Source organism: Gimesia aquarii, from assembly GCF_007748195.1.
GTDB classification, from domain to species: domain Bacteria; phylum Planctomycetota; class Planctomycetia; order Planctomycetales; family Planctomycetaceae; genus Gimesia; species Gimesia aquarii.
This window is the reverse complement of sequence record NZ_CP037920.1, coordinates 4,469,391-4,482,281: the sequence shown is the minus strand read 5'-3', so window position 1 is coordinate 4,482,281 and position 12,891 is coordinate 4,469,391. Positions and strand designations below refer to the sequence as shown.

The window sequence follows — 12,891 nt, the reverse complement described above, 5'->3', positions numbered from 1 at the left end:
GAGTCATAGACTGGGTTGAGTGGGAGCGCTCGTTTAACCGCAATAGTTAATATCGGCTATCGAGCTATCGGATTATCGGTATTTTCTAACTTTGAAGATGATCTGATGCTTAGCTTGACCACCATGTAACGTTAACATCTCTAAAATCATTAAATGTGATGTAAACCGAATAAAGTCCTCACTTCGGTGTAAATACGCTTCCCAACCACCACTACGGCGATCTCCGCTGACTTCCAGGTAATCTCGTAAATGAGCGACTAAGGCAGCGTCAGACCCATCAAAGAGCCTCGTGTAAGACATAAAAGGTTGACGTGGGTCGAAGCCAGCTTGTTCAGAAGATGCTTCTGGCGGACAGTATTCTTCTAATTGATTCACATCCGAAGAATCTTTCTGTGTTACATGCGCTGGTGGAGGAATTGGTGGTTTAGGAGCAATAACCGGTCTCTGTTCCTGTTTTGTTTTCAATTGAGGTGTCGTGTTCATGGGAACTTGAATGATGGCATTGGTCGCTTGTGCTCCCTGATTGGCCTGTGCGTAAGCCTGAATCACTCTCGTATTTGAGTTATTATAAGCCCATGGATGAACGGTTTCAGAAGACTGGCCTCTAAAGACGGTTTCTAATGTGGGCGGAGCCAGGTTCTCTTCTGGAGGGCAGCCATCGGGGCAAGGTAGCTTCTGCATTTTTCGCTGTATTTTTTTATCCTGTTTGACTGCTTTACGTTCCATGTGAGAGGCTTGTCTTTCCTCTCGTTTCATTGCATGTTTAGCTTTTCTAGTCTCTTTCGCCATAAGTCGATCTAAATAAAACAGTTCATTTAAGGTTGATTTCTTGGCATGACGCTCTTCAACGAGTAAAGGAAATCCAGGTATAAATTCCTGAGCATGAGGTGAGTACCATGAAACCTGCATACCAATTCGTGGTGGATAGTAGGGGGAATAATCGGTGACGGCACCGATCACAACTGCATCAACATTAAGAACTTGAGCCAGTTTGAGAACATCGTCCGGATTGTTCATTTGTAGTTGGTGTTCCACCATCGCTACTTCGGAGACGCCCAAAGGTAACACTTGAAATCCGGGTACTTTTTGTAATTCGGAATAATAAGCGAGTGCAAAACGTCTACCATCTACGTCTGGTTCCTGGCTTAGATTAAAAAATGGGACGATCGCGACTGTTTTTAGCTTAGGATTGGGATTGGTGACAGAGGTCTGCATGATGACACACCCCGTCATATTGGATAAACAAATTAACAATATAAAAATACGAGTCAGCACCAGACGGTTCCCATTGGATGAAGCCAGAAAGAATCGATATCGTCCTTATCGGCATAATCGATAGAGAAACTTCAATGAGAAATGTTTAGGTATTCCGCCTATTTTCACTTTTGAGGTAAATCAAGTATATTTAGCAACACAGAGATCGTTGATTTGATAACTGACACTATTTTCCTCCCAGAAATTGCCTGATAATATGTAGTTGAAAACTTAAATTACGTTTTTTATGTTCAAAGTACTAATGAAACCGTCTTTGCCTCCACAACCTGATCCGCGACCACCTGTCTGCTATGGTTCACTGCAATTGGAATCGCGTTATTTGCTCTCCCCTCTGGCAGGATATACAAATTTACCTTTCCGGCGCATTGTTCGCGAATTGGGAGGCGTTGGTTTAGCAACAACAGATCTTGTCAATGCCCGCGGGTTACTGGAAGGAAGTGCCAAGACACTTCAGCTCATTCAAACATGCCCTGAAGACACTCCGTTTGCTGTGCAGATCTTTGGCAATGAACCAATACAGATGCGCGACGCGGCGCAATTACTGGAAGAACGAGGCGTGGATTCGATTGATATTAATATGGGGTGCCCTGTCAATCGAATTGTCAAAGGAGGAGCTGGTGCCAGCATGATGTGTCGTCCAGATGAGACGGTATCGTTAGTGAAGTCGGTGGTTGAAGCGGTGAAAATTCCTGTGACTGTCAAGATGCGCCTGGGCTGGGACGACAGAAATTTGACTGCCCCCTTCTTTGCCAGAGAGTTTGAACAAGTAGGGGTTGTTGCAGTTGCCATCCATGGTCGAACGCGCGAGCAAGGTTTTCGTGGTTCAGTGAATCACGAAGGGATTCGACAAGTTGTGGAAGCTGTTGAATCGATTCCCGTGATTGGTAATGGAGACGTTACGAGCATTGCAGATGCAGATAATATGCTGAAAACGACTGGTTGTGCAGGCGTTTCAATTGGTCGAGGTGCACTCGCGAATCCATGGATTTTTCGTCAACTGGTCCAATGGGAGAACACAGGAGAGTGTGCTCCTCCAGGTAATTTTAATGAACGATTGGAACTGTTATTACGACAGTTTCATTATTTGCTGGAGATGACGACAGAGGAACGGGCTCTTCCGATGTTTCGCAAAATGGGACACTGGTATTTGAAGTCGATGCGAGTGAAACCAGCATTGCGTCATGAATTTCAGTGTGCGCAGAATTTGCATGCTTTTAATGCTGCGATCAAAAAAATTGCTGCAAAAGGTCCGGTGTCTGGTTCCCGAGATGGAACTCTACCAGAGATGCATATCCCTGTTCCCGGGGGGCCTGTTGAACGTTGGTGAGATGTGACTTTGTCTTTATGTGTCTGCGTCGATTTCTTCTACAAGAGAATGGTCTACTTCGATACGAAGTTTGCTGATTTTTCGCTCATCAGACTCGAGTACATCGATTCGTAATTGTTGCCAGGTAAGAGACTCGCCAGCATGAGGAACTTTGCCAACATGAGTAATCACAAAACCTCCAATTGTGTCAAAGTCTTTTTCCTCAGGCAGATTATAGCTAAATTGCTCATTTAAATCATCGATATGAACCCGAGCATCAACTTCAATGACGTCATTTCCAAGATCGAAAATCATCTGCTCTTCTTCTTCATCAAACTCATCAACAATATCGCCGACAATTTCTTCAAGAACGTCTTCCATTGTGACCAAGCCTGCAACACCCCCATATTCGTCAATGACGATTGCCATATGCACATGCTCTTTCTGCATTGTTTGTAACAGGGAATCTATACCCGTTGTTTCTGGAATATAGAATGGCTGGAACATGAGATTCTGAATGGTAAGTTGCTCAGGTGAATTAGATTGTTGGTTATTGTTTGAGTATTGTTTTAGTAATTCTCTTGCATACAGAATACCTACAATGTCGTCGGTTGACTCGCCAATGACCGGTATTCGTGAATGGCCTGCATCTATAAACTTTAACAAGGCTTCATCAAGAGTAGCATTGACGGAGATATACTCCATATCCATTCGCTGCGTCATAATGGCTGCCACATCTTCGTCTTGTAATTCCATGACGCGTTGAATCATTTTACCGGCACCCGTTTCCAGAATTCCTCCACGCTCTCCTTCTTCGACAACAGTCAGGATTTCTTCACTAATATTGGCTTCTCGACCATTTTTTGCCTCTTCTTTACCAGCCAATCGATGTGAAAGTTCATCAATCTTCCAGGATGCCCAAATCAGAGGCGTAAGGAAAAAAGGTAACCAGCGAATGATCGGCCAAAATATTTGCAGGAATCGTTCTCCCGTAATTCGTGCAAGTGTCCAGGGAATGGTCATTAATAGTAATGCCCCTATTACTAATTCCAGGATCATTTGAATGACAAATAGAATTCCTGCTGGAATGGAACTGAATTCATTCGGTATTTCAATATAGTATCTGGTGAGAATAACTGAGATGAATATAATGCCGGCGAGATAAGAGAAATCAGCGGCTAGCAGGATAGTCGGATGGGATCTCAGAATTTCGCTGAATCGACTCGGCACATTTGCTTCTTCACAGAGCGCCTCTAATCGGCTTCGCGAAAAGTCTCTAAGTGAGAAAACTAACAAACCCGAGAACAGTGTGAATAAAATTAAAGCCGTAAAAATCAGGGAGATCATAAATTGAGCAAATAGTCAAAATTTAAGGAGCAAAAATGAGTGATAATGAAAAAATTAGCATTTCTCACTCTTCCCGTCGAGGTATTGTAAGCCCCCAGTGATTTAAAATCTGTTGTTCTTTCGTTCGCATTAGCAGGATTTCTTCGTCTGATAAGTCATCATAGCCACATAAATGTAGTAAGCCATGAATAATATAAAGTAATAATTCATGATCGGCAGACCAATGATATACTTCTGACATCGAAACAGCCATTTCCGCTGAGACAATAATCTCTCCTTCTATCGTCTTTCCAGCGCCTCGTAAGTCAGCTTCTTGTTTGCTGGGATCGATTTGGCATTCTAATAAAAAGCTCAAAACATCTGTATCATAATCGTGTTCGAGGTATTGTTGATTCAATTCTCGGATCATAGGATTATCGACAATTGCCAGACTGATATCAGCAAAAGTTACTTTTTCCGATTTGAGAAGATAACTGGAAACTTCCTGGATAAGTGCTTCATCAACTGCTAATTGAGTTTGTGAATTTTTGATTCTGATTTGAAATAAGTCTGGTGTATTCATGCAGGGAATCTACCGGTGGTTATGCAGAACGCTCTTCCGGATATTTAATACGACCATGATAAATGCCGATGAGGGATTTCACCAGGGAATCTTCAACAATATTGATTTCACTTAACGTTAATGAGCATTCATTGAACTGTCCATCCAAGAGACGCTTCATTACCAGGGAATGTACCAAAGATTTGATTCGCTTGGGTGTAGGGTCGCTTAGCGTACGGCTGGCACTTTCGACGGCGTCTGCCAGCATCATCACACCTGCTTCTCGAGTCTGTGGTTGTGGACCGGGGTAACGAAATGAAGATTCTTCGGCGTCTGTCTTATGGTCCGGGCTTAGATCGGCCTGCTTTTCTGCCTCCCGGAAAAAGTATTCAACAAGAGTTGTGCCGTGGTGTTGCTCAATAAAGTCGATTAAAGGTTGAGGCAGATTGTGTTGACGTGCCAGGTCGACACCATCTTTAACGTGTCCGATAATGATCAACGTACTCATCGCTGGTGCCAGATTGTCGTGCAGACTTTCACTGCCGACAACCATATTTTCGATGAAATATTGTGGCTTCAACATTTTTCCTATGTCGTGATAGTACGCGGCGACACGTACTAAAAGCCCATTTGCACCGATTTTATCTGCAGCAGCTTCTCCAATCGTAGCGACGGAGATGGAGTGGTTGTAAGTTCCCGGGGCTCGACGAACTAATTCCTGCAGCAAAGGATGTGAAACATCGCTCATTTCCAGCAAACTGATGTCTGTCACAACTCCAAACAATGATTCAATGAATGGCAGACTGCCGGCTACAAGATATCCTGCTGCCAGACACCACCCTGCTCCTTGTAGACTTTCCCACAGAACGCGTTGATCAAAAAATCCGTTGGAGAGGTTCTGCTTGTAAATCAGATTAATTCCCCAGTAAACCAGGAAATAGGTAAACCCCATTCCAAAACCGATTTTGATCAATGTAGATCGAGAAGAGACTGTCGTCAGTGAAGTGACAGCGATTGCTGAAACACTCATTAAGACTACGAAATGTCCCAAAGATGCCCCTGTTGAGAGACAGAGGATGAGTGAAAGAGACAAGGCGGTCAAGATTGCCATCGTTTGGTCATAAACGATAGCAAAAACCATCACTGTGACGATCAGAGGCAGGACTTCAGCACGCCAGGGATCATAAGAAAGCAAACGTCCCAGAAAGACCGTTAATATAATCACGCTCAAATAAATACTTAAACGGCTAACGGTTGTTGCCACATCTTTTTTGTTGTGTAACAGGTGGTATCCATTTAAGACAGCGAGAACGACAAGCATGAGAAAAATAACAGTGATTCGAATAACGCGTTCATATGTTGGAACGGTCAGTTCTTTGGCTTCATATTCTGCACGCAGTAAAGCGAGCTGTGTATCTTCAATCATTTGACCCGGTTCAACTAGAATCGTTCCCCGTTGAAATGTATCGAAAATTTCAGCTACCTGCATACGAGCCTGTTTTCGCTGGTCTAATGTTTTTGTTGCGTCATAGACGAGCGTTGTTGGTGCTTGAAAGAGGAGCCAGTGCGAAAGGATTGCAGAAATAGGAGCTAGTTTGGGATACTTTTTCCACTCTCTACCAATGACACCATTTTCAGAAAGTTGATTCGTGAGGCGAATGTCAAATGTGGTTACTATGCGTCGTGAATCATTACTTTCATTAATGATCGCAATGGCATCGTCAGCACGAATCTCATTTTTCGTGAGATCGTTTTCATTTACTATACCGTAAGTCAGAAGTGGTGAGATTAACTTTTTAAAATCATCGACAATTTCATCAATTTTTTTTGTATCATTGGAATCAAGGCTACTGACAACTGATTTTAGCTCTGCGAATGTCTGTTCTGACTCTTCAGGAAACTGATCGATAAATTGTTCCAAGCGCCTGGATGAAGCTAACCCTAGTTCAGCTCTTGTATCAATATCCAAATCTTCTAAAGATTTTGCTTTCGCAATCGCGATCAGGTCTTCTCTGAGCAGCAATGGTAGCTTTTCGATCATTTCTGGCTGCTGATTGAACGAATAGGGTACAGCAGATTCTTTTTGCGTTCGTTCCCGATCAGTTTCAATGGGATTCGCGATTTTGAATGATGTATTGGCTAGAATTCCGTGTTCAGAGAACATTCCGAGACGGTAAGGAAAAGGAGCTTTCCAGCTTTCTACGGCAATCATTAAGATTGCAATCGCTAACAGGCAAGCAGCTAATCGCGAGAACGTGCCTCGATCACTCAGTAAGTCGCGCAGCCTCGAACTTAATTTGGAAGAATCGCGCAAACTGGCAGCAAGTGCAGTTCGGGATTTTTTAGAACCAAAAAAAGCCATTGATACGACCTGAAATGAGAATGGTTTTAGAAAAAAGGAATTTGAATGAAGATTAGTGCCCCAACGAATCTTCGTTTTGGTAAGCTTTTACAATTTCACCAACTAATCTGTGTCTGACAATATCTTCATTTTTTAATTGCACTGTTCCTACACCTTTAATGTTTCGCAAGCGATTCATAGCGTCGGTCATGCCACAGGAAACATCGGGAGGTAAGTCAATTTGTGAAGTATCTCCAGTTACCACGATTTTCGATCCCATCCCCATCCTTGTTAAGAACATCTTCATCTGGGTGATTGTTGTGTTTTGTGCTTCATCCATAATGATAAAGGTATTATCGAGGGTTCGTCCGCGCATAAAAGCTAAGGGCACAACTTCGACAATATCATTATCCATATAACGATTGACTTGCTCATAATCGAGCAAGCTTCCTAATGCATCCAGGAGGGGGCGTAAGAAAGGATTGACTTTTGCCAACATATCGCCAGGCAGGAACCCTAATTTTTCTCCCGCTTCAACGGCAGGTCGAACCAGTACAATTTTACGAACTTGTTCGGTTCTTAAGGCGTGAATGGCCATCGCGACTGCCAGGAATGTTTTTCCACAGCCAGCAGGACCTGTACAGAATACAAGATCGTGTTCTCCAATGGATTTAATATACTCAGATTGCCCCGGTGTTCTTGGATGTACTTTTTTCGTTTTTTCGAAAAGATCTATGGAAGAAGGAGTGGCAATCGGACTTTGTTTGATTTGTTTGCTTACAGGGCTACCGTTAGTAAGTGCGGTCTCAACTTGCTCAGTTTTGAGTTGCCCCGTGTTTTCGATGATCGCTTTGAGTTCCGAGAAGATTCGGAGTGATCTTTGCAGGTCAGAATCATCGCCGATAATTCGAAGCTCATCTCCCCGATGAACGACATTTACGTCTAGTGCATCCTGAATTTGCCTGATGTGACAATCATGAGTCCCCAGGAGGATTGGAATATGGTCAGGATCTGAAAAAGAAAGTGTGGCTTCTGACATCAGAAATACTATATGTACCTCTTAAAATAAAGAAACAAAAAAATAACAAAGATGAAAATAATGACATGAAATTTTGAATTTCGCTATGCTGAAATCAGTGTAAACTTTAATTAATGTCAGACTGAAATCCAGGGTAGGAATTTAGTTTCTCACACATTTTAATAAGTCTACTCCAGCAAAACAGTAAGAGAAAGGAGAGAGTTTGCCATTAAGTTATGTTTTGTTGTAAGTTTATAATAAATATAGGCTTATAGAATCAATTTAATGTCAAAGATCTTAACCGTTTTGACAAGTCATAACTGGAACTGTGATTTCCCGGGGTTCAAGATGCAGTGTATTGACAGCAAGACTACCTATCTTCTTTAAACGGAATTCTCTGATTTATTGTCGTTTGTTAATGTCAAGATCTAGCGTTTGGGTAATGCACCTGAGGGACCCTGCTTGGATACTGTCGATTGTATTGGTAATTCTCAAGATGTGGCTGTAACCTGTTCGATGAATTGTTCATAGGATACAGCATCAATCTTAAATAAGTGACACGCTGAAGGTTCTGTCTATCTTTTCTGGTTAGAATTATCCAGTCTCCTAATGAGACTGATGAAATAAACGCTTTAAGGCCATTGGAAATGTACGAAACAAATTTTGGGTTCACGGATCGACCCTTTACCGTTTCACCCTCCGCAGATTGTTTTTTTGAAGCAGCAGAACATAAACATGTGATTGATGAATTGTTGGTTACAGTTTCCAGTTTGAATGGAATTACAATTCTAACTGGAGATGCAGGAACGGGAAAAACTGCCATTTGCAGACAATTAAGTTCTCGCCTGGAAAACCAGTTTCAAATTCAATTTATCGAGCATTGTAATTTTCCTACAGTGCGTGCACTACTGCAGACATTACTTTATAGTTTGACAGACTGTTATGAAAAAGTCAGTGAGCAAGAGTTACGGCTTGCTTTGACAGCAGAAGTTCGATCTTCCTATTTAGCTCATCTTCAGCCTTTATTGTTGATTGTCGATGAAGCACATCTCTTACATGCTCCATTTTTGGAAGAGCTACGTGTACTATCAGACATTTCCATTGATGGTAAGCCGGCGTTGCAGTTGATTCTCAGTGGACAGACTGACCTGGAAGAAACACTGATTCAACCTGCCCTTTCTTCGTTAAATCAAAGAATCGGATGTCAGGTGTTTCTGGATCGGATGACCCGACAGGAATCAGAAGAGTATATCGAGTATCGAATTAAACGTGTGACAACTGAAACGCGTTCATTTTTCACAGAGGATGCGATTAAATTTATTACTCATGTTAGTGATGGGTTGCCACGCTGTCTGAATCAAATCTGCGATCATTGTTTAATGCTGGCTTATGTTCATGATTCATCAATTGTTAACGAAAGCATCGCACGTGAAGCATTTTCAGATCTTCAGCAACTACCATTACATTGGAATGACCCTCTACCATCCTCAACTCCCTTAGAAGAGTTGCGGAAAGAGGAATGTTCTGAGAATTCAGGTGATAAAATACCTGATGCCCTCTCTGATGAACATGAAATTGATACTTTGATGGAAGATCGGTTGAATCAACTCGTTGAATCTACACCGACAGAAACAGAATTAACCTCAGATGACTCTGACTGGGATTCAGCAGATCTGTTTTCATTAGGTAATGAAATGGAAGCAATCGAAATTGGGGGTGATTCAGAGGCAGCGATGCCATGCAATACTAATCTTAAAATGCCTCAATCTGAGGTTGAGTTAGTATGTGATGATTTTAAAGAACGGACCGATAATAATCACGAGGCACTGATTGATAAAAATGAAAACACTCCAGTAGAAGCGACAGGCGAGTTTGTAGAGATCATTGATCGCTATGCTGCCATCGATGCTGGAATCGATCCTGCGACACTTCCCCTTGAGACGCAACAAAACAAACTACCAGCTTCACGTAAACCCTTACAATTAAAACCCCCTCAATTTCATGATTCTGCTCAGTCAATTGCTTCAAAAAATCATGATTCAAGAGAGGAGCCGAATGAAGCTTCTCCCATAGAATCTAATCAAAATGAAGTAGTGGAATCTTCAAACCCTGTTGGTTTGATTGATGAAATGATTCCTCATCTTGAGGAAGCGGAAAAAGAATCTGAAAAAGGTTCCATTGTATTCTATGACGACCAGCCAAAATCAGTAGATCAAAACGTTTATGAAGCCTTAGCAGAAGAACTATCTGCAGGAGATAATTCATTTGAAGAGATATTAGCTGCACAGGTTTATGAGGTTTGCTCCGAAACACGAAAAGGCTTACTGGATGCCCTAAATGAATTCCGCAACTATAAAACGACAGTGGAGTCAGAAAAATCTGAAGTGGACCAGCTTGATTATGATGTTGTTAGCCCTGATGGAGATGATTCGAGTGAAACGGAAATAACAGCATCACAAGACGAGTTTGCTATCAATGAAGAAAAAGTTGACCAGACTTCTGGTCCGACTTTTCGTTTGGATTCTGGACCAAGTTCCAGCCGCCAGAAATCGGGAACTTCTCATCTGAAAGGTCCTGCATTCGGGCAATACAAGAATTTGTTCAGTCGACTACGGCGCAAGCAAAACCACGATTAGCTCCAAGCCGTAAGAAAACAGGCGTTAGTTCTATAAGCCTTAAAACTCATACAAAACGATCAATTCGCGACTTTGTTCTGATCGTTCGCCGTATTTTCATCATGATCGACTCAAGTATGATACTAAAGAGAGTATCTACGCGCGCTAAGCATTTCTTCTGATTTTCTGATTTTCTTTTGAAGATCTTCGCCCGATACGCATAATTACAAAGCGTTACATTCGAGGCGAGGTTCAAATGCATCAAGATAAAAAAGTAGGTTTGGCATTAGCACTATTAGTACTTGGTTTCGTGGGTGCATTCTGTTTGCGACAGGATAATGACAAGACTGTGCAGATTCCAGAACTCAATGATCCGCATTATCTGGATGAGCAAATTGCCGACAAAGACCGCACTCCTTATTTCGATAGCCAAAGTAAGGAAAACCAAAATACATTATTAGGAAGTGAACAAACTTTATCTGGGATTGATGATAATCAGCGCTCACATTCTGATTCTAGTGTTTCTACTCCAACCGTTTCCCATATGACATCTAAAAAGATTTCAAATGCGGAACGTTGGGCAGAAATGCCTGATTTTCTAAAAGAGATCGATCTTCCCAAGGAGCAATTTTCAAATTCAAGCTCCGAAGATTCCGTCTTTGAACCAAACCCTCAGCAAGAGAGAATGCAACCGACTTCCCAGGGTTCGATTTCTGATTCGATTCATTCAGGTTCTGAGAATTTCAAACCTCAACATAACAATGCCTGGGAAGTCAATCCTTCACAGCAAAAACCTGAATCAAGACCACAGGAACCTAATCGACCAAGCATTCGAATTCATACAGTCAAGTCGGGAGAAACACTCTCAGAGATTGCGATTCGCTATTTGGGAAGCAGCAAAAAATATCGAGAAATATTCAATTTGAATCGCGACCGTCTGCGAAGTCCCAATGATATTCGAGAAGGAATGAAGTTGCGGATCCCTGTCTATGGATCATCTGAGTCAAAGCCACAGTCAGCCAACAGTCAAACATTCAATGGTACATCTGCTAAAGCTGGTAAGCGGACTATAGGACAGATGGTCTCTCAACCCACTTTGAAACAAGGTTCTTCATCGGTACAGTTTGAAGGATTAATTGAGTCACTCTCAAATTCGCAGAACAAAAATACACTCAAAGATTTAGATCATAAGAAAAATTTAAAACGACTTGAGGATACACTGAAATCCGACAAATTTGGTGGTAACCTGCAAAGAACGAAAACGATTCCAGATAACTATCGAAAGTTTATTCCGGTTCCACGTTCTCCTTTAACACCGCGGACAAGTTCTCGAAACTCAAAACAGGAAACGAAGCTGGGGCAGTCCTTATCACAAGTTCAACCTGAGAACGTGAAACAAATTATAGACGGGGTGTTTGACGAATCTCCAGAGAAAAAGAAGCAAACTGGAAACAGGGTAAATTCCTATACTTATACTATCAAAAAAGGTGATACTCTGGAGTCGATTGCTCTTCGATTATATGGCAAACGATCTGCGGCGTTTCAAATCTATCTGAAGAATAAAGAGAAGCTGAAAAATGCGGACTATATTCGGCCAGGCATGAAGCTTCAGTTACCTTAAGAACAGACATCTCAACCATTGAGAGGCAGTGAAAGTCCATCAAAAGCCAGCTCTACATGGTCTGGTAAGTTGTGATTGGTTTCTTCATGTTCCAGAGAATGCGAGATGTGCGTAAAGTAAGCCCGTTTGGGTTTTACCTGCTCTACCACTTCCATGCTTTGTTCAAGGTTAAAATGTGTCGGGTGTGGTTTAATTCTTAGAGCATCAATGATCAGAACGTCGAGCCCTTCCAGATACTGCCAGCTTTCTTCAGGAATCTCACTGACATCGGTGCAAAATGCAATGTCGTTGATTCGATACCCCAAGATCGGTAATGTTCCATGCATCAGGCGAAATGGTTGGATTCTGAGACCAAGCAAATCAAATGCTTTTGTTTCTACCCTTTGAAACTCAAGCTGGGGACGTGACATATGATGCAGGTTATGCGTTGGCATTTCAAAAGCATAATTAAACGAACGGCGGATCTGTTGTTCCACAGTCTCTTCGCAGTGAAGCATGATCGATTTTTCCAACCGATATCCGCTGATCCTGACATCGTCTAAGCCAAAGATGTGATCTGCATGGCTATGGGTGTAAAGGACCGCATGTACCCAGGGAATCTTCTCTCTAAGAAGTTGCAAACGCAACTCGGGGGGCGTATCGATCAAAAACCCCCCTTCAGGTGCTCCGACATAAACCGAGGTGCGTCCTCGTTGGTTTTTGGGATTTGAAGAAGTACACACTTCACAGTCGCAGCCCACTATAGGAATTCCAACACTGGTCCCAGTACCTAATGTGATGAATTCACCAAGTCTCTGTGAAAATAAATTTGATTCCTGTTGCATTAC

Annotated in this window: 9 protein-coding genes; 3 read left to right on the top strand and 6 right to left on the bottom strand. The window is 42.2% G+C overall.

Going from position 1 to position 12,891, the window contains the following annotated elements; translation table 11 throughout:
• Positions 1 to 72 precede the first annotated feature (72 nt).
• Positions 73 to 1,215 carry a hypothetical protein gene (locus tag V144x_RS17265; protein ID WP_144986472.1) on the bottom strand — a complete coding sequence of 381 codons (1,143 nt, stop codon included), beginning with the start codon at positions 1,213 to 1,215 and terminating at the stop codon, positions 73 to 75.
• Between the two features lie 301 nt (positions 1,216 to 1,516).
• Between V144x_RS17265 and dusB the strand changes: the two genes are divergently transcribed.
• A complete protein-coding gene (gene dusB, locus V144x_RS17260) occupies positions 1,517 to 2,602 on the top strand; it encodes a tRNA dihydrouridine synthase DusB (RefSeq protein ID WP_232102560.1) in 1,086 nt (361 codons plus the stop codon).
• A 15-nt stretch (positions 2,603 to 2,617) separates the two neighbouring features.
• On the opposite strand, the gene V144x_RS17255 is transcribed toward dusB, so the two are convergent.
• The 4 genes from V144x_RS17255 to V144x_RS17240 all read right to left on the bottom strand — a co-directional run bounded on the left by V144x_RS17255 (position 2,618) and on the right by V144x_RS17240 (position 7,849).
• Positions 2,618 to 3,928, bottom strand: a complete 1,311-nt coding sequence (locus V144x_RS17255; RefSeq protein WP_144986468.1) for a hemolysin family protein — start codon at positions 3,926 to 3,928, stop codon at positions 2,618 to 2,620.
• A gap of 64 nt (positions 3,929 to 3,992) precedes the next feature.
• The gene (gene ybeY, locus V144x_RS17250; RefSeq protein ID WP_144986466.1) at positions 3,993 to 4,490 is read right to left on the bottom strand and encodes an rRNA maturation RNase YbeY; all 498 of its coding nucleotides are present in this window, start codon (positions 4,488 to 4,490) and stop codon (positions 3,993 to 3,995) included.
• 19 nt (positions 4,491 to 4,509) lie between these two features.
• Positions 4,510 to 6,831, bottom strand: coding sequence for an HD family phosphohydrolase (locus V144x_RS17245; protein WP_144986464.1), 2,322 nt, complete (start codon positions 6,829 to 6,831; stop codon positions 4,510 to 4,512).
• Positions 6,832 to 6,883: 52 nt separating this feature from the next.
• Complete coding sequence (locus V144x_RS17240; RefSeq protein ID WP_144986462.1) at positions 6,884 to 7,849, bottom strand: PhoH family protein; 966 nt, start codon at positions 7,847 to 7,849, stop codon at positions 6,884 to 6,886.
• A 626-nt stretch (positions 7,850 to 8,475) separates the two neighbouring features.
• Here V144x_RS17240 and V144x_RS17235 point away from each other — a divergent pair.
• Both V144x_RS17235 and V144x_RS17230 read left to right on the top strand, forming a co-directional pair.
• Positions 8,476 to 10,464, top strand: a complete 1,989-nt coding sequence (locus V144x_RS17235) for an ExeA family protein (protein ID WP_144986460.1) — start codon at positions 8,476 to 8,478, stop codon at positions 10,462 to 10,464.
• 235 nt (positions 10,465 to 10,699) lie between these two features.
• Entirely contained in the window at positions 10,700 to 12,064 is a 1,365-nt protein-coding gene (locus V144x_RS17230) for a LysM peptidoglycan-binding domain-containing protein (protein WP_144986458.1), read from the top strand.
• A gap of 11 nt (positions 12,065 to 12,075) precedes the next feature.
• Here V144x_RS17230 and V144x_RS17225 read toward each other — a convergent pair whose 3' ends face one another.
• The gene (locus tag V144x_RS17225; protein WP_144986456.1) at positions 12,076 to 12,888 is read right to left on the bottom strand and encodes an MBL fold metallo-hydrolase; all 813 of its coding nucleotides are present in this window, start codon (positions 12,886 to 12,888) and stop codon (positions 12,076 to 12,078) included.
• Positions 12,889 to 12,891: the final 3 nt, after the last annotated feature.